Annotated in this window: 24 protein-coding genes and 1 pseudogene; 20 read left to right on the top strand and 5 right to left on the bottom strand. The window is 47.4% G+C overall.

The window, feature by feature from the left end; translation table 11 throughout:
* The first annotated feature begins 29 nt into the window (after positions 1 to 29).
* From GNP95_RS20870 to GNP95_RS20795, 16 genes and pseudogenes are all read left to right on the top strand, one after another.
* Positions 30 to 3,821, top strand: a complete 3,792-nt coding sequence (locus GNP95_RS20870; RefSeq protein ID WP_196427265.1) for a chitobiase/beta-hexosaminidase C-terminal domain-containing protein — start codon at positions 30 to 32, stop codon at positions 3,819 to 3,821.
* Between the two features lie 271 nt (positions 3,822 to 4,092).
* Entirely contained in the window at positions 4,093 to 4,515 is a 423-nt protein-coding gene (locus GNP95_RS20865) for a hypothetical protein (protein WP_155612767.1), read from the top strand.
* A gap of 536 nt (positions 4,516 to 5,051) precedes the next feature.
* Positions 5,052 to 5,720 (top strand): hypothetical protein, encoded by a 669-nt coding sequence (locus GNP95_RS20860; RefSeq protein ID WP_155612766.1) that lies wholly within the window; start codon positions 5,052 to 5,054, stop codon positions 5,718 to 5,720.
* Entirely contained in the window at positions 5,717 to 7,144 is a 1,428-nt protein-coding gene (locus GNP95_RS20855; RefSeq protein ID WP_155612765.1) for a contractile injection system protein, VgrG/Pvc8 family, read from the top strand. The genes GNP95_RS20860 and GNP95_RS20855 overlap by 4 nt, the downstream gene beginning before the upstream one ends.
* Before the next feature lie 44 nt (positions 7,145 to 7,188).
* Positions 7,189 to 8,412 (top strand): pentapeptide repeat-containing protein, encoded by a 1,224-nt coding sequence (locus GNP95_RS20850; RefSeq protein ID WP_155612764.1) that lies wholly within the window; start codon positions 7,189 to 7,191, stop codon positions 8,410 to 8,412.
* A complete protein-coding gene (locus GNP95_RS20845; RefSeq protein WP_155612763.1) occupies positions 8,402 to 8,965 on the top strand; it encodes a serine protease in 564 nt (187 codons plus the stop codon). The genes GNP95_RS20850 and GNP95_RS20845 overlap by 11 nt, the downstream gene beginning before the upstream one ends.
* Positions 8,966 to 9,004: 39 nt before the next feature.
* A complete protein-coding gene (locus GNP95_RS20840; RefSeq protein ID WP_155612762.1) occupies positions 9,005 to 9,445 on the top strand; it encodes a DUF4280 domain-containing protein in 441 nt (146 codons plus the stop codon).
* A gap of 86 nt (positions 9,446 to 9,531) precedes the next feature.
* Complete coding sequence (locus GNP95_RS20835; RefSeq protein ID WP_155612761.1) at positions 9,532 to 12,261, top strand: contractile injection system protein, VgrG/Pvc8 family; 2,730 nt, start codon at positions 9,532 to 9,534, stop codon at positions 12,259 to 12,261.
* 35 nt (positions 12,262 to 12,296) lie between these two features.
* Positions 12,297 to 12,638, top strand: coding sequence for a hypothetical protein (locus GNP95_RS20830; RefSeq protein ID WP_155612760.1), 342 nt, complete (start codon positions 12,297 to 12,299; stop codon positions 12,636 to 12,638).
* A gap of 363 nt (positions 12,639 to 13,001) precedes the next feature.
* Positions 13,002 to 13,825: pseudogene (locus tag GNP95_RS20825) on the top strand (hypothetical protein).
* Positions 13,826 to 13,850: 25 nt separating this feature from the next.
* A complete protein-coding gene (locus GNP95_RS20820; protein ID WP_155612759.1) occupies positions 13,851 to 14,564 on the top strand; it encodes a pentapeptide repeat-containing protein in 714 nt (237 codons plus the stop codon).
* Between the two features lie 398 nt (positions 14,565 to 14,962).
* Positions 14,963 to 15,736 (top strand): Imm47 family immunity protein, encoded by a 774-nt coding sequence (imm47, locus tag GNP95_RS20815; protein ID WP_155612758.1) that lies wholly within the window; start codon positions 14,963 to 14,965, stop codon positions 15,734 to 15,736.
* A gap of 437 nt (positions 15,737 to 16,173) precedes the next feature.
* A complete protein-coding gene (locus GNP95_RS20810) occupies positions 16,174 to 16,320 on the top strand; it encodes a hypothetical protein (RefSeq protein WP_155612757.1) in 147 nt (48 codons plus the stop codon).
* Positions 16,321 to 16,776: 456 nt separating this feature from the next.
* The gene (locus tag GNP95_RS20805) at positions 16,777 to 17,367 is read left to right on the top strand and encodes a hypothetical protein (protein ID WP_230873933.1); all 591 of its coding nucleotides are present in this window, start codon (positions 16,777 to 16,779) and stop codon (positions 17,365 to 17,367) included.
* 142 nt (positions 17,368 to 17,509) lie between these two features.
* Positions 17,510 to 18,052 carry a T6SS immunity protein Tdi1 domain-containing protein gene (locus GNP95_RS20800; protein ID WP_155612755.1) on the top strand — a complete coding sequence of 181 codons (543 nt, stop codon included), beginning with the start codon at positions 17,510 to 17,512 and terminating at the stop codon, positions 18,050 to 18,052.
* Between the two features lie 393 nt (positions 18,053 to 18,445).
* Positions 18,446 to 18,673, top strand: a complete 228-nt coding sequence (locus tag GNP95_RS20795) for a DUF6809 family protein (RefSeq protein WP_155612754.1) — start codon at positions 18,446 to 18,448, stop codon at positions 18,671 to 18,673.
* Between the two features lie 186 nt (positions 18,674 to 18,859).
* Here GNP95_RS20795 and GNP95_RS20790 read toward each other — a convergent pair whose 3' ends face one another.
* The 4 genes from GNP95_RS20790 to GNP95_RS20775 all read right to left on the bottom strand — a co-directional run bounded on the left by GNP95_RS20790 (position 18,860) and on the right by GNP95_RS20775 (position 21,364).
* Positions 18,860 to 19,615, bottom strand: coding sequence for a hypothetical protein (locus GNP95_RS20790; protein WP_155612753.1), 756 nt, complete (start codon positions 19,613 to 19,615; stop codon positions 18,860 to 18,862).
* A gap of 190 nt (positions 19,616 to 19,805) precedes the next feature.
* Positions 19,806 to 20,201, bottom strand: coding sequence for a DUF2871 domain-containing protein (locus GNP95_RS20785; protein ID WP_155612752.1), 396 nt, complete (start codon positions 20,199 to 20,201; stop codon positions 19,806 to 19,808).
* A 218-nt stretch (positions 20,202 to 20,419) separates the two neighbouring features.
* Entirely contained in the window at positions 20,420 to 20,995 is a 576-nt protein-coding gene (locus GNP95_RS20780; RefSeq protein WP_155612751.1) for a beta-class carbonic anhydrase, read from the bottom strand.
* Between the two features lie 27 nt (positions 20,996 to 21,022).
* Positions 21,023 to 21,364: an iron-sulfur cluster biosynthesis family protein gene (locus GNP95_RS20775; protein WP_155612750.1), complete on the bottom strand. Its 342-nt coding sequence runs from the start codon at positions 21,362 to 21,364 to the stop codon at positions 21,023 to 21,025.
* 149 nt (positions 21,365 to 21,513) lie between these two features.
* Between GNP95_RS20775 and GNP95_RS20770 the strand changes: the two genes are divergently transcribed.
* The 4 genes from GNP95_RS20770 (at position 21,514) to GNP95_RS20755 (ending at position 25,928) form a co-directional block, all read left to right on the top strand.
* Positions 21,514 to 23,034, top strand: a complete 1,521-nt coding sequence (locus GNP95_RS20770) for a carboxypeptidase M32 (RefSeq protein WP_155612749.1) — start codon at positions 21,514 to 21,516, stop codon at positions 23,032 to 23,034.
* A gap of 209 nt (positions 23,035 to 23,243) precedes the next feature.
* Complete coding sequence (locus GNP95_RS20765) at positions 23,244 to 24,257, top strand: ABC transporter substrate-binding protein (protein WP_155612748.1); 1,014 nt, start codon at positions 23,244 to 23,246, stop codon at positions 24,255 to 24,257.
* A 22-nt stretch (positions 24,258 to 24,279) separates the two neighbouring features.
* The gene (locus tag GNP95_RS20760) at positions 24,280 to 25,056 is read left to right on the top strand and encodes an ABC transporter ATP-binding protein (RefSeq protein ID WP_155612850.1); all 777 of its coding nucleotides are present in this window, start codon (positions 24,280 to 24,282) and stop codon (positions 25,054 to 25,056) included.
* Between the two features lie 125 nt (positions 25,057 to 25,181).
* Positions 25,182 to 25,928: an ABC transporter permease gene (locus GNP95_RS20755; RefSeq protein WP_230873937.1), complete on the top strand. Its 747-nt coding sequence runs from the start codon at positions 25,182 to 25,184 to the stop codon at positions 25,926 to 25,928.
* A 328-nt stretch (positions 25,929 to 26,256) separates the two neighbouring features.
* On the opposite strand, the gene GNP95_RS26620 is transcribed toward GNP95_RS20755, so the two are convergent.
* Positions 26,257 to 26,355: a hypothetical protein gene (locus tag GNP95_RS26620; RefSeq protein ID WP_413773769.1), complete on the bottom strand. Its 99-nt coding sequence runs from the start codon at positions 26,353 to 26,355 to the stop codon at positions 26,257 to 26,259.
* Between the last annotated feature and the right edge of the window lie 3 nt (positions 26,356 to 26,358).

Below are 26,358 nucleotides of genomic sequence, written 5' to 3'. Positions count from 1 at the left end.
TAGAATGAATTCTCATGGGAGGCCTAATTATGATTAGAAAAAAACTGTTATTACTGCTATTGAGCCTATCCTTGCTCTTTAACTTTTCTGCGATAATTACGCCGTCTGAGGCGGCTCCGGGAGACCCGGGGCGGATTGAAGCCGAGGATTTCATGGACATGAGCGGGATCGAGCTGGAAGAGAGCTCCGAAGGCGGATTTCATATCGCTTATGTGGACGGCGGGGACTGGATGGATTACAGCGTCAATGTGGAAAACGCCGGAACCTATTTAGTCGAATTTAGTGTTTCCAGCCCCTATGATGGAACCCAGCTGCAGCTCCAGAAGGCCGGACAGGTGCTGGCCACGTTAACCGTTCCGAATACGGGCGGCTGGCAGAACTGGGAGACGGTGTCGGCAAGCGTTCAGCTCCCTGCGGGCAGCCAGACGCTGAGAGTGTATGCCGTGACCAATGGCTGGAATTTAAATTGGCTGAACTTCAGCTCCAGCACCGAACAAGGAGAGGTCAGCATCCCGGTGACAGGCCCCTATGCCCAGTACTTGGAGATGGGACTTAGCCCAGCGGATTTGAATCAGGTGACCACATTAAAAACGCAAAATACGAGCGTCAATCACACCCTGAAATATAACGCGGGAACAACGGTAACCTTGGGTGTGAACTACATGGTGGAACAGAAGCAGGTGCTGTTCAAAACAACCGATCAGAACGGCAATCCGCTGCAGGGAAATCCGCTGACCTTTACGGTGCATTTAGGTTCGAGCATCCAAGTGGATATTGTAGATCAGGCGGTTGTAGCGGTGCCCGTATTCACACCGAACGGGGGAACTTATGCAACGGCACAAAATGTAACGATAACGAGTGCGACCCCAGGAGCTGCCATTAAGTATACGACCGACGGTTCAACACCTACCTCAGCTTCACCAACGTATACCGGACCGATTTCCGTGACAGCTACGGCGACGATCAAAGCGATTGCCACCAAGGCAGGTATGACCGATTCAGCGGTGGCTTCCGCGACATATACGATAGGCTCCGATTCTGGTGCAAGCAATTTGGCGCTGAATAAGCCAGCGATGGCATCCAGCAGTATCGGCGGGAATGCGGCGGACGCTGCATTTGACGGCAACAGCGGGACGCGCTGGGAGTCGGAATTCAGCGATCCCCAGTGGATTTACGTGGATCTCGGCACGAATCATACGGTGACCGGGGTCAGGCTGCATTGGGAGACAGCCAGCGCCAGGGCGTATAAAATCCAGGTCTCCACGGATGCCTCCGACTGGACGGATGCATACACCCAAGCCTACGGAACGGGAAATACCGAAGACATTACCTTTGATCCGGTAACCGCCAGATATGTACGGATGCATGGGACGGAGCGGACTACCGATTACGGCTATTCGCTGTGGGAATTCGAAGTATTTGGCCAAACGACGCCTTTGCCGCCCAAAGCATCTGCCCCTGTGTTTACTCCAGCTCCAGGCACTTACACATCAGCGCAAAGCGTGACGCTGACAAGCGCCACGGCGGGAGCGGCAATTAAATATACGACGGACGGCTCCACGCCGACCCAGGCTTCCGCAACCTATACCGGACCGATTCAGGTTCCAGTTACAACTACGATCAAAGCGATCGCTGTCAAGCCTGATATGACCGACTCGGAGGTCGCAACAGGTACTTACACCATTACGGCGTTCAAGGTGGTATCGCCAGTGAACGGCCAAATGGTGACAACGACCCGCACGCCGACTTTGACCTGGGAGCCCAAGGCTGGAGCGGTAAAATACGAAGTCTGGGTGAACCTGACCAGGAACGACTATGATTGGAATGCTTCCGGGAATTTGCTTGATCGGTATACGAAAGTAGCCGAAGTGACGGGTACTCAGGTGAATGCGCCATCTCTTGTAGACCGCTGGACATATAAATGGTACGTCGTTGCCGTGGATGGCAGCGGCAATAAGAGCCAGTCCGACATCGGGCAGTTCAGCGTGTATCTTCCGTATATTGAGCAAGTGGATGACGGCGTAAATATCATTAACGGCAGCCGGGATTTGAACAAAAATGGCACCATCGAACCTTACGAGGATTGGCGCAACCCGATCTCCGTACGCTTGGACGATTTAATGTCGCGGATGACGACGGAGGAGAAAATCAATCAGCTGTTTTTCTCGCCGGAATCGCTTGATGGACTGAATGAAAAAGCAGGATATGTGTTCTCATACGGTACGACCAATTTCATGACGGACGCGCAGATCAAAGTCTCGCGTACGCAGCGTCTGGGGATTCCAATTGCTTTTACCGGAGATAAAATCCATGGCTGGAAGACGGTTTTCCCGACCGGGCTTGGCCTTGCAGCTACCCGAAATCTCGACCTCGCCTGGCAGGCTGGCGACCTGCAGCGCCGCGAGCAAAAGGCTTGGGGCTTCACGGGAACGCTGTCTCCGGTCGCCGAAGTGAACACGAAGGTTCTCTATCCTCGCGTTCAGGAAGGAACGGGGGAGAATGCCGACTATTCCGCGGCAATGATGCGCGCAATGATCGCCGGCATGCAGGGCGGACCGGAGGTAAACCCGAAATCGATCATGATTACCGTCAAGCACTGGCCAAGCCAAGGCGCGGGCGGGGAGCAGACGGTAGTCTATGATAGCACAACGGTCAAATGGCATATGAAGCCATGGTATGCCGCGATGGATGCGAACCCGGGAACGGTGATGCCGGGTTATGGCTCAGCGCCTTTCCTTGACCCGAATAGCGAAGGGGCGGGCGTCAGCAAGCCGACCCTGGACTATTTGCGGAATGTCATCGGCTTCCAGGGGGTAGTCATGACGGATTGGCTGGCCTCAGCCACCGACATTTCCGTACGAAGCATCCGCGCAGGCAGTGACGTCATGGGCGGTGCCGTGGCTTCGGGCACGGATTTCAACACGCTAGTCAATGCAGTAGGAATGTCGCGAATCGATGAAGCGGCACGCAGAGTGCTGGAGCTGAAATTCAAGCTGGGTCTGTTCGAGAATCCATACGGCGACCCGGATTACCCGACGACGATCTGGCACAGTGCCGAGAGCAACAACATTGTCAATGAAGCAGCTCGTCAATCGCTGACCCTGCTCAAGAACAACGGTGTTCTTCCGTTGAAGGTAAATAACGGAGATACCCTTGTCGTAGCAGGACCGCGGGCAACAAGTGATGATATGGCGACGGATAACATCGCCAACGTGATTTGGCAGTCGATCTATCATGACAATCCTCAGGCCAAATCTTACTACCAGGGAATCAAAGACCGGGCGGGGACGGGCGTCAATGTCGTGCTGAATGATGCGGCGCAGGCGAAAACAGCCATCGTTGTGATCGGGGAAAAGAGCTATACCCACGGCACGGAATGGCCGGATAAGCAGCCAACCATCCCTGCGGACCAAATCGCCGAAATCGATAAATTCCACAGCCGCGGCATTCCGGTCATCGCTGTCGTCGTCATGCCAAGACCTTATGTCTTGACGGATATTCTCGACAAATGTGCAGCTGTTGTCGTTGTATACCGCCCGGGGAACGGCGGGGGCACGGCGACCTCGGAGCTGTTGTTTGGCGACTATTTGCCAACAGGAATGCTCCCGTTCCAGCTTCCGCGCTCCGTCGATCAAATCGGAACGGATCACGTGAACAACCAGCTGGAGAAATGGGATCTGCCTTACGACCTCGGAGCAACCGAAGCCGAACGCGCCCAAATTCGCAGCTACATTAACAATAACCAGCCGGTGCCAACCGACTTTGGTGATCCTCTTTTCCCCTATGGATATGGACTGCAAAACTTTAATCCTTCACCATAAGCGGAGAGGGGATAGGCCGACTAAGGGAGATAAACACCATAGATTGAGGTAAAACATCATTCATGAGGATAGAACGCAACAGGTGGAGGTAAAGCTCGATTAGTAAAAGTAAAGCAATAGCGTAGAGTTAGTTGAATCTTATTCATTGATGGAGCAAGGCTTCACCGTGGGCGAAGACGCCGAGATTTTGATCTCGGTGTCTTCTTTTTGGCGGGTTGATGATACAATATGTACGACTTGACGTATTTTGGAAAAAAGGAGATTGCCTGAATTGAGAATGCAAACGGGGAAATCAGCGCGTATTTTTAAGGCGGGGCTCGTCATTGTACTGCTCATGATCATTTCTGGATTGCTCGGCTCAAACGACAGGAAAGACCAGGATGTCTTCGGTCCGTATTTGTCGCAGGACAACTACGCCTTTTCGCTGCTGATCCTGGCGGAGGAGACCGACTATATCAACCAAACTTACATACTCAATGAGATGGTACGCGAGTACCCTGGCTATTTCAATAAAGTAGGGGTATTAACCATAGACTCGGGTGAGGGCAAGCAAATTCGCGATGAAGTGGACATCCGCCAAATTCCGGCCTATATTCTGCTGGATGATACCCAGGTTACCCTTGTCGAACATAATCTGGAGGCATTTAGAAGCGAATCTACGCAAATGATAGAAGAGAGGCGGCTTTCCCGCTAACCGTAACAGGACATGACCGGCTTAGTCTGAGACTAAGAGGTCGTGTTTTTTTTGCTCGGGTGCTTCTCATTTCACGCTGACTATCTGCTTACGGACCGTGGTTCCGTTATTTCCGAAAAAAGCCATAACAAGCGAGACTAACGGACCGTAGTACCGCTATTCCATCAGATGGGGCTGGAAGCAGGTGCTTTTTGAGCAAATAAGTTCATCTGTGTCCGCTAGCTCGTGAAAAAAGGAGAAATGGTGCAAATAGCGCATCTGGTGTCCGTTCCCGAGAGCAGACCGACGGTGATTCGCCCATCACTTCCCATCAAATCCTATCAAATCCTATCAAATCCTATCGACTCCCTATCAAGAGACTATTTGCAGCTGTAAATGCGGTAGTCTCTTTGTCATTTCAGTGAGGGCCGATAGAGCATCGGGCGAATGTTATCCAAAATACAATCTTTTAAGGGAAAATATTCAAATAAATAACGATTTCTTCCGATAACAATAGAAAGTCTCAAAATTTTCAAATTCGGAAGGAGCGAAGATTTGTGAAGCATTTGGATGAAACGATGATCGCCATGCTGCAGAGGCAGCAAGCCCAGCAGACGCAGGAGAATGCGGCGGCCGGGAAGACGTGGCAGGATTTTGCCGAGGTGAAGCTGGATCAGCCGTTTGTACAGGTAGGGCGGGAGACGCTGTCTTTTCAGCGGTACGCTTTGTTCGAGGATCAGTTGTCTTTGGTGATGCCCAGCATGTTCAAGCCGATGACCCCGCAAATGGCAGCTTTGAAGTACCCGTCAGAGCGCAGACCCCAGCTGATCTACACCAACGCGCTTAGCACGATTAATGTCGCCTTCAATCATACTGCAACTCCGGTGCGGGGCAGGGAAATTGAGGAATTCACGCAAGGCATCACGCAGATTCTCCGCCGAACGCAAAAAATTCTCAAATGGTACGGAGACGGCGTAGTTCAGTCGCCTAATGCAGCCGTCGGTTATTGCGAGTTCGTCACGCCGGTGATGAATGGAAGCATTTATAACTTCATGTTTTTCCTTTCGCTCGAGGGCCGGGCGCTCATGTGCACCTTCAATTGTCTGGATCAAGAGATGAACGATTGGAGGCCGGTAGCTAAGAGCATCATGGCATCGCTGCGTATGACGGACAAAGATGCACCTTCTGACCTCAGGGAATCGGGACAGGGAGGTGCGGAAGTATGACAGAGGCCGCTCTTACTTACGACAGTCTGGTCGTCAGCCCGTTTGAGCTGGTGAATTTGCTCGAGCTGACGATTGCGAAGAAAGTGAATGATCACGCTTGTTTGAAATTTACGGGCATCGTGTCTGAGGAGGTAAAGGACAGCTATGTGCTCATGTGCGATGCCAGAACCACCGTAAAGATCAGCCAGCGCAACGAGCAGGGCACACTGTCCCCGCTATTCTGCGGCATCGTGCGGAACATTGCCGTGAAGGCCGTCCGGGGCGTATATCATTTGGAAGTCGAAGCGGTGTCGCATACCTTTGAGCTGGATGTGAAAAAAAGAAGCCGTTCCTTCCAGAACAAAAGCATGACGTATCCCGACCTGCTGAATGTGGTCAAAGCGCCTTACCCGGGCATTGACATTATCGACGAGGCGACCGGAGGCGGGGCAATCGGGCGGTTCACGATGCAGTACCTGGAGACGGATTGGCAGTTCCTGACCCGGCTGGCCTCGCGGCTGCGCACCGTGCTGATTCCTTCGGTCGTCTTTGATGAGCCTAAATTTTTCTTTGGCTTGCCGGATGGCAGCATCAAAGGAGCGATTAAGGAGAGCCACTATCAAATCACGAAGCGGATGGACCCGTATCGCCATACGACGCAGAACACAAGCGCCAAGGTCCAGGAGAACGACTATATCTATTACGAAGTAGAGTCGGAGCGGGTGTTCCAGCTTGGGGATACTGTTCAATTCAAAGGGTCCTTGCTGTATGTCATTGAGGCATGGACCGAAATGAAGCAAGGTCAGCTGACCCACCGCTATACTTTAAGCTCCCGGGAGGGGCTGCGGCCGAATCCTTTTTACAATGATCAAATTATCGGCGTCTCCATTCAGGGACAAGTCATTGCTGTACAGAAGGACACGGTCAAAGTTCACCTCGCCATCGACGATGTCCAGCAGGCCAGCGATGCGCATTGCTTTCCGTATGCCTCGGTATATACGGCCGAGGGGAACAGCGGCTGGTATTGCATGCCTGAGGTCGGCGACCATGTGCGCGTCTATTTTCCCGGCAACCGGGAGGAGGAGGGCGTGGCCAGCAGCTCGGTGCGGCAAAATTCCGACGAAGGCGAGACGAACAAGCTGGGCAACCCCGATCATAAATATTTCCGGACAGCCGCTGGCAAGGAGCTGATGATGACGCCGGAGGAAGTGGTCATTACAGGAAAGGACGGCGAGATATTTATCCGTCTAAGCGAGAGCGGCGGCATCGAAATATCCAGCAGCAAGGAAATCAAGCTGGTTGCGAAGGAGGACATTTTGATGAATGCCGAGCAGAATATTACTATTTCGGCCAAGGAGAAAATTACGCTGACGAGCAACGAGACGAGCACCATCGAAATGGACGGCCGCACGGTGATCTCGGGACTGGAGCTGAAGACGAACTAATCCTGGTTCTCCGGTTCAGGAAGGACAAGAAAGGAGCGATCAAGTTGAGGAATGAAAGTGCGCTGGCTCATTTTCGCGACGAGGTGATTCGTCCGCAGCGGCAGATCATGCTCGAGCAGCTGGAACAGACTTATCAAGGCTGGCGTCCGGAGCTGATCAGGGAGTTCATCGCTTCGTTTCGGGCCTGGTGTCGGCAGCTGCTGGAGCTTCAGGCTGCGGGGAAGAAGGGACGGATCGGCTATTTGACCTATTCGATGCTGCGGACAGCGATGCAGAGCGGAAAGATGACGTATTTAGGGGAAGCGCAGGATGAGAACTGGTTTATGGATCCCCAGCCTGTCAGATGCGGTTATGAAGCCAAATGGGCTTACCTGCCGCTGGAGAAGTGGAAGGAAGCGGTCATGTCCAGACGGCGGGAATATGCGGGACAGATTAGCGAGATGGATGTGGAGCGGGAAATGCGGCATGAAGCCGCCTATGTTCATGGCTATGTCGTTGCGTTAATTCGCCAGGCGATGCCTGAAGCTGTGCGGCTGGAGGAATTCCTCCAGCTTGATAAGGAGGCGGTGGTCGAAATCCGCGTAGGCGAGTATTTGGATCACAGCGAGGTCGTCTATAAGCTGGACGAGCGGAATTTGGACAGCGCAGAGGTGAAGGAATGGCTTGAGGCGGGAAAAGAGGCCGAATACGCTTACGAGGTATACCGCAAGCTGGATTTGGCTGACGGGGATTACAGCGCATTGGATTTTCGCTACGCACGGTTCGAGGATACGCGGTTGAAGGACAGCCAGCTGGCGGAATGCATGCTGGTCGGCACGCGCTTTGAGAGATGCATGCTTGCAGGCGCGAACTTCTCAGGATCTTTCTTGCATGAAGCCAGCTTTGAGTATTGCGGCCTGCAAGGGGCGGATTTCAGATTCGTTGAAGGGATGAGCGGTACGGCAGGCACGGAGGAATGGGACATTCCCGGGTTCATTGGCGTGAATTTTGCCGGGGCGGATTTATCCGAGGCCGATTTCACGAGTGCGAATCTGCGCGGTGCCCGGTTTATCGGCGCGAATCTGACTGGTGCGAGCTTTATTGGAGCCAATGTTCAGGGTGCTGATTTTACGAATGCGGTATTAACGGACGCTGATTTTACCGGTGCCAACCTGGACGGAGCGCTCATCGATGAGAGCATTGCCGGTACCAGTACCCAGGCTGCGCGGCGAGCCTTGCTTGCTTATTTTACCGAAGCCGAGGGAGAGGTGAATCTCGATGGAGCTTGATTTGTTCAAGCTGAGCGTGGACGAGCGTGTGCATGACCCGGCTGTTCCTGTGGGCGTTTTTGCGGAGATCACCAAAGAAATGCTGACGGAGGAAGGCTGTCATGCGCTCCATGAAGTCAGCTTGCAATTTGCGATCCAGGACGCCGAGCGGGTGCAATACCCGGATTATTTGGAGCATCCGCTGCCCTTGTTATCGACCCGGCTGAAGCTATTAGTCGAGAAATTCTGTCCGCGGATGAAGTTCTTCGCGGTGCGTTTGCTGGATCTTCGGCGCAAGCATAGCCAGACGTACTGGCTGATGATCCCGCCGCGGGTTGGCTGTTTGTCTGCGGAGAGCGAGTTTCGGCCGGATGGGGCGCTTCGTCGTCTCGTGGTAGAGGGAGAGCAGCTAAATTCATGGATGCTGTTCCAAGTGGCCGGTATTGCGGAGACACAGATTTTGGTTCATCTGGCGCTGGCGGAAAGCCTATTGCGCAGAGATTTTGACGGAATCCGGTTAACGCGCGTTGAGCGGGCGGGGACTGGAAGCAGCGAAGCTGCTTACGGCAGTTGAGAAATTTAGAGTGAACCTGAACGAGGAGGTTGTTCGAAGATGGAAATTGTCGGTGCATATTCCACCAATGAAACAGCAGGCGAAGAACAGAAAAGCTATGTCGTGGCCGGTGCGATCTTAAGCTGCAGCTGCGGTACGCAGTTGAATCGGCTAAAGACGCCGCTCTGTCATGGCGTGCATTTGAAGGAGAAAGCGCAAATGAATGTTGCGGATTATGAGCCTATGGTGAATATCATCCCTTTTGGCAACTGCTTCAGCATGCTGAATCCGGCGGTGCAGAACGGGGAGATGGATATCGAAGGTTTGCAGAAAGCGCCTTGCGTTCCCGTCATTACAGAGAGATGGGCCGGGGGCAAAGAGGATGTTCTGATTGAAGGAGAGCCAGCGCTGCTCAGCAACTGCACGACCTTTTGCATCCACGGCGGACTTATTCAGATTGAGGACGACGGCCAGGAGCTCGATGGAACGTCGGTGGGGTGAGTCAGGGACGAAGAGGGAGACGGATCTATTTTGGAAAATGAATACCAGCTGTACGAATCATTTAGCGACAGACAGGAGGTAATGATGTGCAAGCAGAGTCGACACAGGCAGCAGCAGGATATGGCCAAGTGCGGCTCGTGTGGCCTTACCGCATACAACAAATTAGCGAGCTGCGACTAGAGCGGAACGTAGGTGAGCACGCCAGGCTGTGGTTAACCGGGATTGTGCCGGAGGAAGACAAGGATCGTTATATTCAAGAGGCTAGAAGTCAGGACCCGATCTCGTTGGAAGAAACGGACGAGCAGGGAAAGACCAAGCGTACTCTGTTCCAGGGGATTCTGGACACGATCGCGGTTCGCGTTGTGCGGGGCATATACTATGTCGAGTTGACGGCTGTTTCCTGCTCGGCCCTGATGGATGTTCAAGCCAGAACCCGTTCTTACCAAAATCGGGAGATGAAATGCAGCGAATTAGTAGAGTCGGTCCTAGCGGCTTACCCTGGATCGGATTTTATTGATAACGCCATGAGCCATCAGCGTATCGGCCAGTTTACGCTGCAGTATAAAGAGACCGACTGGCAATTTCTGAAGAGGGTAGCTTCGCGGTTTGGGGCTGTCGTCATTGCGGAATCTGCGGCCGCGGCTCCGAAGCTGTGGATGGGGCTCCCTGTGGGCCGGCTTCACCCGCTGCCGGAAGATACCCCTTATACAATTCAGCGTGATCTAAGCGCTCTCGAAGAGGCGCGCGGCGACGGAGCTGCGGATTTGCATCCGTATGATTTTACCCGCTATGCGGTAGACCTGGTGAACTGGTATCCATTAGGAGATATCCTAGCATTCGCGGGACAGGAGCTGGTCATCTTCTCTGCGGTCACGCGATTTACAGGAGGAGAGCTGCGGCATCAATACATACTTAGCCCGGAGAGAGGCATCCGGCAGAACAAAATTCTCAATACGCCGCTGGCGGGAGCCTCGCTGGAAGGGAAAATCATCGATGTCCAGAAGGACCAGGTACGCGTCCATATGGATGTGGATGGGAAGCAGGTGAAGGAGGAGGCAAGCTGGCTGCCCTATTCTTCGATTTATACCGCCGAGGGCAATAGCGGTTTCTATTGCATGCCGCAGCAGGGAGATTCGGTGCAGGTGTATTTTCCAAGCCCGCGGGAGGAAGAAGCGATCGCGATGAGCTCCATCCGCCGAGGGGGCCAGCCTTCGCCGAAGATGGAAGACCCCAGCGTCAAGTATTGGGGAACCAACTACGGCAAAGAAATGAAGTTCGGGGGCAGCGAGCTAACGCTAACCGCCACGGAAGGAAGCCTGTTTATCTCCTTGGAGGACGAAGCGGGCGTGCTGATTCAGAGCGACTCTGGAATAATCATGGCGAGCAAGAAGGATTTGGAGCTTGCTTCGGAGAAGGAAATAAAGATCGAAGCGGAGACTGGGATCTATCTGGTGTGCGGCGACAGCAGCATCGTCATGGACGGAGATACGGACATCCAGGGGACGGAAATCGTTCTGGAGGGGCTGCAGAAGTGTCCGGTATACGTCGAAGATTTGGAGCCGGAACCGGAGGCGCCTTTTGTATCCGAAGTAGAGCCGCCTGAGAAGAAGAAGAGCTTCTGGGAGAAAGCGCTGGATGTGGTTCAGGTCGGTCTGGATGTCGCGGGCCTGATCCCGGGGCTAGGAGAGATCGCCGACCTCGTGAATGCAGGGATCTATCTGGCTCGCGGCGACTATGCGAATGCGGCATTGTCCGCAGCGGCGGCCATTCCATTTGCCGGATGGGCGGCGACTGGGGCGAAGTTCGTCAAGCGCGGCGTCGAAGCGTTCAAGACTGGGCAGAAGCTGATGAAGGGCGTAGACCGGGCGGTGGACGCCTTCCAGGCGGTGAAGAAGACGGCCAGCATGGCGCCGAACGCGATGAGGCAGGACCTCGGCAAGGTATGGACGTCAGCCCGGAAGCTGGGCAACAACCTGGGGCTGGGCGAACAGCTCGGGAAGATCAAAAATGCCATGCAGCGCTTGTCAGTCAGCCATCCAAGGCTCGCCCACGCCGTAAGCACATCGGCTAGCGTCAGCCAGCACGTCGCCATGCAATATACCCGCAGCCTGGCGATAGAAGCCGCTATGGAAGCAGGCGGCCGGATCGAATTCATCGGCGACTTCATCGAGCAGATCGGCGGAGACAAGATGCGTGCCGCGCTCACCTGGGTATCTATCGCTACGAACAAGGGGCGGGGGAAGGGCACTACTGGCCTTAACCGCAATCTTGGCTTTACCAGTGGGGGTAATGGTGGCTTTGGGAAGCGTGGGGGAAGTAATGGGGGGACGAACAATCTAATTGACGAAAGGGCAAAAAAGGCAGGACTTGATTTAACGCCTAAATCTAGTCCGTATAAGCAATTAGGATCTAAAACAAAAAAGAAATTAGAAGATAAGGTAAACAACCGTACTATAACTAAAGAAGAATGGAAAAGGCTTGAATGGAATAAGCGGCTTGCGAGTCGAAGGGATGCAGGTGTTAAGGAATTTTGGCAACAAGAGAAGAGAAGGATTAAAATGGGGGAAGCGACAACCAGAAATTGGTCCCAGGAACAAAGAGAAGCAATATTAAGCAATAAAGTTCCTACTTTTGGAGGAAAGCCAATTACTGGACATCATGCCTACAGTGTTTCAAAGTATCCTCACCTTGCAAATAGAGGAGAGATTATTTATCCTGCTACAGTAAGGGAACATTTTACTCGTTGGCATGGGAATTCATATAGAAGAAGTCTACCCGGTAAACCCTATAATCCTTCATTCCCAGAGGAATTTTAATTTCGGATTTAAAAGATATAGAAGGAGGAACTCAATTGACAAGAATATTTATGACACTGCAATCTATAAGTAATAGTAATTTGCTAATGATAATTAAGAAACATACAGGTTTGGGTATATCAGAAATTAGGGACCGTATTAGTAATGACAAACCCCTTATGGAAGTTAATTTCGTTAATAATGTTGAGATGGAAAAAATGAAAGATATTGTCGAAGATCTAATTAAATATAATGCGAATTTTAAACTTTTTGAACAGGATGAAGACTACAAAGAGGAGTTACCTCTTGAACATTTTATGAACAGTTTTGAAATGTCACGACAAATAGCAGAAGATAGAGAGAGAATGGATGATATTTTAATTGAGGAAGACGAATAAAAGAAAATTAGGAAAGAAGCCAAATGCTGACTTAGCCTCATTAATATAATAATAAACATAATCCATGTAATATCCGGTGAACAGTTTTTCTTTTAGTAATTAATTACATCAGATGTTAGTCTTATTCCGTAGTAATGTATTTTCCTTAAATTGAGCAGGTCAATTATGGCTGTAGATCACCATGATTGATCTGTTTTTGTTATCTTCGTAATCATAAGATGATTAATTCATCAAAGGTGCCACTGTCCAACTATTTAGAGTAAGTATTATTACCGCTTTATGTAATTTAGCTCGATGATGTTTTCGGAATATTTGGTAACACCCAGTTAACGATACAGTTTATGTGCGTTTAGATTATTTAGGATGGTAGAAGTTGTAATATGCAAAGGAGTGAAGAAGTTGGCAGAAAAATTAGTACCGACTTTGTTCGGAATATCAATGTACCCAACCGTCTCATTAGATAGTGAGGAGTTAATAAATCAATACCTGGATGTATTTGAATCGGATGAGAAATTTGTACCAATAGAGTGGGGAGACAGTGAACTAATAAAATTAGATTATTGTCGAACTGAAGCTATAAAAAGGGTAAGCGATGGAAAAGTATCAGAACTCTACCTTCATCGAAATAAATCTATTAAATACACGGGTTATGTAGATGTACAAGCTGATCCAAGATCATATCTCAGTTTAAAGTTTGATAAAACTATGTCCCGGAAATATTGGTCACAATTTTTTGAATTATCTAATCAATTGGCCAATATTGTAAGACCTCGTTTCGGGAGCACACATATATTTTGGCCAGCAAAATACCCATGGAATAATGAACGAGAGCGTGATCTTGTATGGATGAATATAAGCGCGCAGCCTATACCCGTTAGATTTCTTCCTAATGGTCCGCTGGGCTTAGGTATGCGAACATATTTTGGAGGTCACGTTTTAGAAATGTTGGGTAGAGATTTTTAAAACGAACACCAGCAATAGTCACGGAATTAGAATGGGGTGGTATTTGTATAGATTTATTGGAAGAACCATGGGAAGCAGATGTCGAAGAAGTATTGGATATCTGGCTTAAGGTGATGGATTATTTCTGCAGCTCCAAAGCGTTTGCAATTCCAAGTTTTGATGAAGATCGGATGGGTGTATCATTCAGTCCTAATCAAGCATGGGAAGATTATTTAAAAAGTTAATTTATACAAAAGGTAGGTGTCATATATGGAGGAGCATTCGAATGAAATAGATAAAATAATGGGACTCATTAATCAAGCTAGAATAGATGAGGAAATATTAGATTATATAGAAATGGGCGGTCTTGATCTCTCATTTACAGACTTATCCAGTCTTAAAGCGGATCGCATCATGGCTCATAAAACAAATTTTAGAGCAGCAACCATGTTAAATGTTTCATTTCGCGATTGTGAATTTGATAAGGCCAATCTTGAAAGCTGTAATTTGGAAGAAGCGGATATTGCGGACTGTGTCTTTAGTGAGGCGAATCTTCGTAAAGCACAGATGAAACATGCAGAGATCCGAGTTAGTACCTGTATAGAAACTTGTTTTGATGAGGTCGAGTTTTCTCATGGTAATCTATCAGGAACGACTCTAATTGAGGCTACATTTCGGAATGCGAATCTAACGGGAATAAGTGCAGTTGAAGCTTTTTTTGATAAAGCTATCCTTAATGATGCAAATCCCTTAGATGGAGACTTTTCGGGATCTGACTTTATTGACGCTGATTTATCTGATGTTCAAGCTATGAAAGCGAATTTTACTGATGCAAACTTGTCAGGTGCAAATTTAACTAATGGTAATTTTCACGATGCTGACTTCACTAATGCAGACCTGAATGGTGTTATTTGGAAGGGCGCTAACATAGAAGGAGCCAAATTTGATAATGGTTTTAGGGAAATCATTTTAAAACAAATATGATTAAGTTTTCATTTCGGCGGTCATCTAGATTATATAGATGGCCGCTTTTTATATTTGGATTTCCAACTTAACTTACGAGATAGAACAGAATATCCGATAAAGTATATGGGGAATTTGGAAGATTTTAATCATTGAAGCCTAATTTCCCAATTGACAAATGATTAACCAGAGCAAGGGAGCGATTTTCTTGATTAGACATGGAGGACATTGATGAAGAGGATTATTTGCCTTGATACAAAAATATGAGCTTTAATTGCTAAAAGTTTTACTGAGTTTATACATGATTATTTGTAAATCAACAATAGAAACTATAAGTTTACGCCAAGTGATAGCCAGTTACCCGTAAAAATACAAATGAAGAGGAAATGTCAATTGAAATGAGCAATTATACAATTCTTATGAACAGTATTTGGTACGGCGAGATTTCACATTCAACCATTCCGATTATTAAAGAAAACATCAAAAGTGCAAAGACGGAACAAGACATTATATTTGGACTCATAGAACTTTTTAAGTTGGGGGATTTTACACAAAAACCACTTTTATTGCAATTATTAAACCAGACTCAAGATGAGGCAGTATTAAATCTTTGTATTCGGGTATTTTGTTCAGTATGTACGCATGAAGATTTAAGAGACTCGAATAATTTTAGATTTTTAGAAGGGGCGACAGAAGATACGGTTAATACTTTTGCTTCAGCAGCAGTTACGACCTTATCTATAGATGTAGTACCCTATCTACTAGCCTTACTTGAAGATTGGGATGAAATTAATGATACTTCGATCATCATAAGGGATTCTATTGATGCATTTATTAACTTTGAAGAACAGTTAGGCAATGATGCAAGTGTGGAAGAGATTGGTCAATATTATTTGGATTACAGTAGTGGATGTGATTCAGAAATGTATTATTATGATCAGAAATTGGCTTTTCCCGGCGATCTAGCAAAAAAATTAATAGAAAGAGTTATGACTGCCGCTAACTCAGAAGAACCTTTAGAAATGGAATTAGTTCCGTCTTTATTGTCCATTTGGTCTGGAATAAAAGTTCCTGGCGATTATTGGACGGTAATAAACGCAGATAACTACAGCGATTTCATTATCTATGTCGAGACGCTATCAGAGAAAAACTGGGTAAAAGGACAAAAGTATTTTTACGGATATCAAGTTTAAATTGAGTAATTTATTATACTAATAGTGAAATAAAACTTGCTTGAGTATATGTTACTTAACCAAGGTTTATTTTTAACTCCCAAAAATGAGAGTTGTTTTTTAGAAGTTCAATTCTGCTGAGATCCGGTATTGTCCGCAGAGGTGGTAATACTGTTTGCGGACGATAGCGATCGCGGCAAAGGTTGTGAAACGTAACATCGAGGCTTTCAAGACAGGAAAGAAGCATTGACTATTCCAAAGAATATTCATCAATTAAATATCATAAAGGGGTTCGAAGATGAAGTTAATAACAGTGAATACGAAGGCTTTTTGATTTCTAAAAATAGGGCAAGCAATACAGAATGATCTAACATTTGAGAAATAGCATACATAGCCCATACCATATAAGGTTCAAATTATTCACTCTACAAATATTTAATGGAAGGATGGTAGAAAAAATGTTTGATTATTTAAAACAGTATATTTTTGATGATCCTGAAGATGATGTTGTCTGGGAGAACAAACATGCATTTTTTAGTATTGATGAAGGTGAGATAGAAGAAACTGAGGAGATTTTAGGAAGAAGATTACCGCTCGAACTATAATCCTTTTATGAAAATATAGGCTATGGATTTTTTGGTATTGGGGTAGGTAGTAAAGTAAACCGTGTTATATCAGCTATTGAAATAGCGGATTTTGTTAAAGGAATAAATGATTACGACAATGACCCTAGAAGAGAGGATTATAATGACCCTCGTAAAATGGTGTTTTTCGAGGTATCTTCCGACGACTTTATCGTATTGATCTGGGGCAAGAAAACTCAAATGGACAGTGCCCATTATATTATTTTGACAAAAAAATAGCTGATTCAATTGAAGATTTTATAGTGAAAATGGATCAAGACCCGAATTATTATATTAATTATTAAACCTAGCAAACAAGAAAATACATCACCAACAAAACCTAAAGGAGAAAAAATGAAGCCTGTGTCAATAAACAGTCAATTAACTATAAGGAACTTATGGAAAGGTTGTATACTTGCGTCGATAGCACATGCAATAATGGTTGCTCATTACCCTGAGCTAGCATATGAACATTCTTGGGATGGTGATAACTATAGTGTTATTGATGGTTCGGGAGGAAGAGGAACAATTACATTTAAAGCCAATTATATTGTTGGTGCTTTTCGAAATGAGAACTATACTCGAACGGATATTCCTACAGCTTTAGATTTTTTTACTGGTGCCCCTAAAGATGTTTTTGAATTGGCTATAAATGAAACTCTCGAATATCTGCTTGATGAAGATGAGGATGGCACGATTTCACCGTCAATCACTACTGCATTTTGGGGTGATAACGATTCTATTACTTCAGTTGATAATATCGTAAGAATGATACAGTGTGGTGCATATTTATTAGAAAGGCAGTTCATGGAGATTGAGTATGCAATTGAATCTTGGCGGGAGTATTATGATATGACACAGGATCAAGTAAATTTATTAAAGTCTTTATATGAAAGAAAAGTAAATAAACCTTATGGAAAAATCACTTTGTCAAAAGATGAAATTGAAATAATTGGAGCAGAAAGTCCCGAGGGTATGAGTGAGAGTATGACGTCGTTTGAAGAAATAAGGGTATACTGGGGGCGGTAAAGCCCTGAACTTTATCATCGATTCACCAGTTTATAGATAGATTAGAAACGATAAAGCTAAATAAATTAATTTATTATATATATGGTGTAGTAATAAAATTAATAATACTTATGAAATAAATTTATTAAAGGAAGAAGCGAAAATGTCAAAAATTATGGATGATTTTATTGTTGAAGAAATTGCCCCCCTAAGCGTTATTGAAAAATACAAGAATGATATACCCACGAAGGTAGTTGAAATATGGGAAGGTCACGGATTTGGTAGTATTAATAATGGATATCTCAGGGTTGTGAATCCGGACTATTTTCAAGAAATAATAAAAGATACATATAATAGGCATGAATTGGCTACTCCATTATTCACTACAGCTATGGGTGATATTTTGGTTTGGGAAGATGATTATTTATTGTCGCTTAATTATCGGAAACATGATGTAAACGTAGTTGCAAAGAATTTCAAGTTCTTTTTTACCGATATATTTGATGCTTATTACTTGGAAAATGCACTTGATTGGTCTCCTTATCCAGATGCGATAAAAAAATATGAAATACCTGCTTTTGACGAATGTTTTGGTTATGTTCCTCTTCTTGCGTTAGGAGGAGCAGAGAAAGTTGAAAATTTAAAGAGAGTGAAATTCAAGGAGCACATCTATATGATAACTGAACTCATGGGTAAAATTAAATGATCTTCAAATAAGAGGGAAGTAAATTCATCATATATTATGAACCAAGATGTTGCTGTTTAGTGAATAACCTAATATTTTTATTACATATTCATTCTTAATAATAAGCTAACTTTGAACAGGTAATTATGGTTTTATACCACCATGATTGACCTGTTATTTTTTGCCGAGATTTAAGTTTTTGTCAAAACATTAAGTAAGCATTTAATAGTTGTCCCTCCTAGAAGGGTATATAATATCGGTTATCAGTTTGGCTGCATATTATATAGTTCATTAAAGATTATCAATTCTACTTTATACGAATATCGTATATTTTGGGCTGAATGCTGGTTCGTTGTTGTAAAATATGTAATTGATGTTTAACAACCAAATTGTCAGTGAAAGGATGTAACGTCAATGGATAGCATTATAGAAAAAATCTATAATGGATCGCTGCAGCCAGACGCGTACATAAATCCACAAGATCCCGAATACCGCAAGCTTACGAAGCAAACCTCTGATCTCATGGAGGAATGTCAGAAGAGATTCTCCGAAAATGACTTTAGATTCATTGAAGGCATCATCGATTTATATGGGAAGACTTACTCTATGCATTCCACAGCGTCATTTGTCCATGGCTTTTAAATCGGCGCAATGATGATGATCGAAGTATTGGATGAAAAGGGCTAAAGGGCTGACGAAACAGCCCTGGAGAGTCACTTGCTGAGAGACCTGTTTGTAATTAAACAGGCTTTTTATATGTAAATCGATGCCTGGAGTGCATTCCGCACTCTATGTTCAATCCATAATAATGGTTAGTGAATCCCTGCTTTAAAATATACCCTCTTTGATACAAGTAGGTTTACATGCCCCACATGAGGTGCATTTTCCCCAAGTACAAAAGAAACAAGTCTTATTTCGTTCAACCGTACCTGATTTACATTTCCAACAATAAATCGGAATAGGTTTCCGATTTCTTTGTTGCTCCATTAGTTTTTCTCTGTGTTGTAAAATCCGGGGATATAACTCTCCTCTTTTATTCAATTCTGATAATTGTAGGAGGTTTTCATCCCTTGCACTATTTGATATTTCTGAATCAAGTAACCCTTGGAGAAATCTTTGGTAATACTGAGCTGTTGTTTCAGACTTCCCAAAGAAACCACTAACTAGGGAAGGGCCGGCGCCATTATCAATAGCAAAGAGGCATCTTTGTAAAATGGTATAGAAGCTGCGTGAATGTATGAGCATCTCATCTTTTCGAGCGGCAATATTACGTTTTTTCTGCTCTCTTTCCTCTTGCCATTTTTGAGAGAGCTGCTTCAATTTTTCCTCGTCCTCTTTTAACTGATCTGCAGTTTTATGGATCAGTTCGAATTCAAAACCATAGGTTGTAACTAATTTTTCAGTAGCAACAATTTTTGCAAAGGGAGCCTCATAATGACGATGAATATACCCTATGTATGCCGAATCATAATAAACATCGGTTCCAATATGATCTTGACTTGGTCTTAACTCGACGATCATTCCTTTTCTTAAAGATCTAGCGATACGCACATCTTGTCCAACTTTTTTATTCAGTTTTATCATGTGAAGTGAAGTCTCCTACATCCTTATTTTCGTTGAAATCATAATGTTATCGTATCACCAGCACTTCATAGTTAAAAGAGAGAAATCGATCTACTTTGTTCAGTCTTCAGTTATAACGCAGATGTTTGGAACTTTTGAATAAAAATCCAAAAACAAGCGGCTGCTGATTCAGCAACCGCTTGTTCCAAATCTATTGAATTCTCTTCCGCAACAGGAGCAGCAGCCAGATGATGCCTGCGCCCAGAATCGTGTGGCCGAGTCCGGCGATGTGCGGCAGGAAGCTGATGTCGGTGCCGTTGATTTGCAGCATGCCGCGAACAGCCATGGCGGCGATGGAAATAATAAGCCCGAGGTTGTACACGATATACCAGGCTCCGAATGATTTTGCTTCATGCACCTGGAACAGCTTGGCCAGGATCAGGGCGACGGTGAAGAAGAGGAAGCCCAGCACCAAAATATGCGTATGAAGGGCCACGAGAACGGTCTGCCCGGTGAAGTCGCTATGCTTGGTGATTTCGCGATAGGCTACGCCGGCAAGCAGGCCGAGAATGGCGTAGAAGAAGGACGTATAATACAATTTTTTCATGATGAAGTCTCCTTTAAAAGTAGTTCGTTCTAACTTTACGGAGAGTATAGCACGGTTAAATGAACGCAATATGAACACATTATGAAGGATTTTTAACAAAGTGATACGTTTCACATTCAAGCGAACAAGAAAATAAGCCGCCGGTTCGAGGCCGACAGCTCATTTATAAATATGCATTAATAGGAATAATTATTCACGGTAGTTATAGAAATGCTAGATTATGAATGGCTGTTTTCTTCACTTCCGTTAACCACGATCTCCAGCTCACCGGTCGTGGAATCGATCAGCAGGCCGTGAACCGGGATGTTTGGCGGCAGCAGCGGGTGTTTTTTCACGATTTCGACGGTATGGGTGACGCCTTCTTTTTCGTTGCTGAAGCCGCGCAGCCATTTTCTCAGCTTAATTCCGGAGTTCTCCAGGGTGTTCAGCACGTCGTCGGAAATTCCGCGTTGCTTGATTTCGCCGATCATATGCTCCGAGTTCAATGAAGCCATACCGCAGCCGGTGTGACCGACGATGAATACTTCCTCCGCTTGAAGCTCATAAATGGCGACCAGCAGACTCCGCATAACGGATCCGAAAGGCTGGGAAATGACAGCGCCGGCATTTTTGATGATTTTCGCGTCGCCGTTCCGCAGGTTCATGGCTTTAGGCAGCAGCTCGACTAGGCGTGTATCCATGCAGGTGACGATGGCGATTTTCTTGTCCGGGAACTTGTCCGTGATGTACGCTTCGTATTCCTTGTCCTGGACGAATTTCTTGTTATGCTCCATGATTGTTTCAATTTGACTCATAGTTGTTACCTCCTTAATTGCTGTTATCTAATTCTGATTTGCTTCCTCACGACGATCGGCAAGACGCATATTCGCTTTGTACAGCTGGGAGACGCCTTCTAAACGGAAGGTTCTGCTGGACTGATCTCCCTGAAGGAACAATTTTTCCTCAAAAAAAATGGCTTGCTGACGGTTTATCCAAATGGGATACGAATCGCATTCCACTTTGATATCTTGCGGACCCGGCTCGCTGACGAGCTCCAGTCCCGGGATGCCGCTCATTCCGCATCCGCAGTCCTCCATGTCATAAACGAGGCGCAAATGGCCTGGCCGTTTGCCTAGCAACTCGTGAATGATGCGGTCTGCTGTGAAATCCAGAGTCAATTTCATGGGAAAGCTCCTTTACTTAGGTTGCGACTAACGAGATCATTCGTATCGGAATCATCACAAAAAACATGGTTTCAAAATTTGATTATACGGTTTGTAAAAAGTATCATCAAGAGGAGAAGTTAAATTTCTGGATAGAGGTGGGAAACAATATGACTCAGACAACCGCTTCAACTTGGGAACAATTTCAAGCACTACTCCACAAAATCAAAAGCTATCATGAAGCTGTAGCGCTGATGCATTGGGATCTTCGCACCGGTGCGCCGAAGAAAGGGGCACAGGGCCGTTCCGAGGCGATCGGCGTGCTGATGACGGAAGCTTTCAAGCTTCAGACATCGGAGGAAATGGGAAAAATGCTCGCAGAATTGAATTCCCCGGCCGTATTTAGCGAGCTTGACGAAATAAAACAGCGGATCATTACGGTCACCCAGGAGGAATACGACCGCAGCGTGAAGATTCCGCCTCATAAATATCAGGAATACACCGAGCTTACCGCTTTAGCGGAGACGCTATGGGAGGATTTCAAAGAAAACGGCGATTACGCCGGGTTCGAGCCTTATTTGGGGCAGATCGTAGAGAAGACGAGTGAATTTATCGATTATTGGGGGCCGAAGGCGACGCGTTATGATACGCTGCTCCATCTGTATGAACCGGATTTGACGGTAGAGAAGCTGGATCAAGTGTTCGGCCAGTTAAGGGATCGTCTTGTGCCGTTGGTGGAAGCGATCAACGGGGCGTCCAGCCAGCCGCAGGCTCCTTTTATGAATCAATTGTTCGATAAGGCTCAGCAGGAGAAATTTGGCATGTTCATGCTGGAGCAAATTGGTTATGATTTCGAAGCCGGCCGCGTGGACGAGAGCGTGCATCCATTCGAGATTACTTTAAATCAGGGAGACGTCCGGATTACGACCAGCTATATGCAGGATGACGTGACCTTTGCCTTGTTCAGCTCCCTGCATGAGGGCGGGCATGCTCTGTACGAGCAGAATGTGGATTCTGGCCTTGCGGGAACCCCGCTTGGGGAAGGGGCGTCCATGGGAATTCATGAATCCCAGTCCCGGCTGTGGGAGAACTTCATCGGCCGGAGCCGGGAGTTCTGGACACGATACTACGGCGATCTGCAGCAGCATTTTCCAGAGCAGCTAAAGGACGTTACGGTAGATGAATTTTACAAGGCGATTAACCGGGTCGAGAACTCGTTAATCCGCATCCAGGCGGATGAGCTGACCTATAACCTGCATATCATTATCCGTTATGAAATCGAGAAGCAGCTGTTCAATGAGGGCTTGTCGGTCAATGATCTGCCGAAGGTGTGGAACGAGAAATACCAGGCTTATCTTGGGCTTACGCCGCCGAATGACAGTCTTGGCGTGCTGCAGGATGTGCATTGGTCCGGCGGCAGCTTCGGTTATTTCCCTTCCTATGCGCTGGGCAATATGTATGCGGCGCAAATCGTCCATACGATGCGCAAACAACTGCCGAACTTCGACGAGCTGATCGCTGAAGGGAACTTCGCTCCGATCAAGGAGTGGCTGACCGAGCAAATTTATAAATATGGAAAAAGCGAAAAACCGGCGGAAATCATCAAACGGGTCACCGGCGAGGATTTGAATCCGGATTATTTGGCCGATTATTTAGAGCAGAAGTACAAAGCGATCTACGGGCTGCAATGACTACTAGATCAATCAATTGACCAACCCTATATCCATGGAAACAATAGAATACAGAATGGAAGCCGCATAGGCTTTAATCTCCAAACCAGGGCCGTCGCTAAGGATATACGACATATCGTTAGCGGCGGCCTCTTTGTGCATGTCATAACCAAATCAAGGGCATGCGCATATTCTTTAATAAAAGCTTCAATAAGAAAGAGGTGACGGATATGAGGGTTATACGTTGTGCCGCAGGCTGGATTGCGCCGCTATTCATCTTCCTTGCGCTGCTTGGCGGCTGCGGAGGGAACGGACAGACGCATAAAGTAAGGATCGGAGAAGTGACGCGCTCTGTATTTTATGCGCCGCAGTATGTTGCTTTGGAGAAAGGTTTTTTCAAAGAGGAAGGATTGAACGTGGAGCTGCAGACGACAGCCGGGGGCGATAAGACGATGACGGCGCTGTTGTCTGGTGCGATTGATGTGGCGCTGGTCGGAGCTGAAACCTCAATATATGTCTATCAGCAGGGGGCGGAAGATCCGGTGATCAACTTTGCACAGCTGACACAGACGGATGGCACTTTTCTAGTATCCAGAGAGCCGATGGACGATTTTGACTGGTCACAGCTCCAGGGGTCGGTATTTCTTGGGCAGCGCAAGGGCGGAATGCCGCAGATGGCCGGAGAATTCACGCTGCGCAAGCATGGCATTGATCCTCAAAGTGATTTGGAGCTGATCCAGAACGTCGATTTCGCCAATATCGCTGCCGCCTACGCCTCTGGAACAGGGCAGTTTGTCCAGCTTTTCGAGCCGCAGGCCTCAATTTTCGAGCGGGAGGGGAAGGGCCATGTCATCGCTTCCTTTGGTACGGAGAGCGGGCGGCTGCCTTATACCGTATTCATGACAAAGCAGAGCTACTTGAAGAAAAATGACGAGATCGTCCAGAAGTTCACGAACGCGGTCCATAAGGCGCAAAAATGGGTGCAGGAGCATACGCCAGCGGAAACGGCCGAGGTGATATCGCCTTATTTCAAAGATACCGGTCTGGATATTCTCGAGAGTTCTGTAAAGCGTTATCTGGAGCAGGGCTCCTATGCGGAATCGCCGGCCATCGCCGAGGAGGCATGGAATAATCTGCTGGACGTCATGGAAGGGGCGGGAGAATTAAAAAAACGGGTATCCGTGGCTGAACTGGTGGACAACAAATATGCCGAAGCTGCTGTTCAGGCATCCCCATCGCCATGAGGAGAGGAAGGTGATCAATCGCATGGTGCCTGTCATTCAACTGAAGGATGTTGATCTTGCCTACGTAACGGATCATGCAGCGACGCTGGCACTCCAGGATATGAATCTGTCCGTGGAGGACGGGGAATTGATCAGCTTGGTCGGTCCGAGCGGCTGTGGCAAAACGACGCTGCTGTCTCTTATAGCCGGACTGATACCCCCTTCCAGAGGGCTGGTGCTGCTCCATGGCAAGCCTGTAACCGGGTCTACGCCCGAGGTAGGCTATATGCTTCAGCAGGATTATCTGTTTCCGTGGCGGAGTATTGTCGATAATGTCCTGCTCGGTCTTGAATTAACGAATCGCCTCACCAAGCAAAGCGCGGAACTGGCCGAGGAGCTGCTGGAGGGGATGGGACTGTCCGGGACAGCCCGCCTCTATCCGCATCAGTTGTCCGGGGGGATGAGGCAGCGGGTGGCGCTGGCCAGAACGCTGGCGACGAACCCGGACTTGCTGCTGCTGGATGAACCCTTCTCCGCGCTCGATTACCAGACGAAGCTTCAGCTGGAGGATCTCGTAGTCGATACGCTCAAGCAGCGAAGAAAAACCGGCATCCTCGTAACGCATGATTTATCCGAAGCGATTGCAGTGAGCGACCGGGTTATCGTGCTGGGCTCCAGGCCGGGCAGAATCCGCAGTGTGTTTGAAGTGCCAAAGAATATACGCGAGGCACTGCCGTTTTATGCGCGGGAGGAGCCGGGATTCAATGCACTGTTCCATGAAATTTGGGGAGAACTTGAAGCGTCCGAAAGAAGGGAGTGAAGCTGATGAGTAGGGAGAAACGCTTAGGCTATCTTACCGACCAGGATCGCCATAACCGTGATAGTGTGGATTCGCAGACTTGGCTGGCGCAGAAATGGCAGCAGCATCTGCAGGCCAAACGAAGAATGAAACAGAGCGTATTTGCTGTTCAGGCCAGCATATTGCTGCTGTGCATACTCCTATGGGAAATAGCTGGGCAGCTGAAGTGGATCGATGTGCTGATTTTCAGTTATCCCTCCAAGGTGGGGCAGCAAATCTTGAAAGACATCGTCAGCGGGGAGCTCTGGCCGCATCTTGCGATGACGGTATCCGAGACCGTGGTCGGCTTCCTGCTAGGCACGCTGATCGGGACGCTGCTTGCCGTAGTCATCTGGTGGTCGCCGTTTCTGTCCAAAGTGCTTGATCCCTATATGGTCGTCTTCAACAGTATGCCGAAGGTCGCCTTAGGCCCGATTTTCATCGTGTTGTTCGGTGCCGGATTTACCGCGATCGTCGTCACGACCTTGTCCATAACGGTCATTGTTACTACGCTTGTCGTATACACGAGCTTCAACGAAGTCGATGCCAACTATACGAAAGTGATACGCACCTTCGGCGGCAGCCGCCAGGATGTGTTCCGCAAAGCGATATTGCCCGCCTCGTTTCCGACGATTGTCTCCACGCTGAAAGTGAACGTCGGCATGGCCTGGGTAGGCGTAATCGTCGGCGAGTTTCTGGTCGCCAAAATAGGCCTGGGCTATTTGATCGTCTACGGCTTTCAAGTATTCAATTTCACGCTGGTGCTGTCCAGTCTCGTTATTATCGCCCTCGTAGCCACTGCCATGTACCAGCTTGTCGTCTATATCGAGCGCAAGCTCGTGCGCGAGCGGTAGATCGTTGTGCATGCAAACTCGCCTTCCCGATTTCAGCCCTTTCGAGGACAGCTCAGTTCGACCGGCGTGGGGTTGGGGAGGTTTTTTTGACGGAACTAGTTGATGAAAGGCGAATCTAGAAGTAGACAGAAGTAATGGAAGTGCGGCGGGGGCATGGTAAAGGGACAGGCTTCAGTGGAAGAGGAGGATGTAGGAGGTAGGAGGGAGTCTAGAGATGAAGATGGAGTTTGTGGATCCAAACAGACAACAAGCTGTTGCTTATGGAAAGTAGTAGCTTGCGGAAATGTTGCTTACGGACCTACTGGACCTCTGTCAAGAAAGTGGACACTCATGCGACAGATTTTCTGTTAAATTGTTCAGCAAAACGAACAGGTGAAAGATAGCCAAGTGCACCATGCATTCGCTTGCGGTTGTAATAAAATTCAATATA

Source organism: Paenibacillus woosongensis, assembly GCF_009725165.1.
Taxonomy (GTDB): domain Bacteria; phylum Bacillota; class Bacilli; order Paenibacillales; family Paenibacillaceae; genus Fontibacillus; species Fontibacillus woosongensis.
The sequence above is the reverse complement of the archived record's forward strand: the minus strand, read 5'-3'. Positions and strand labels throughout refer to the sequence as shown.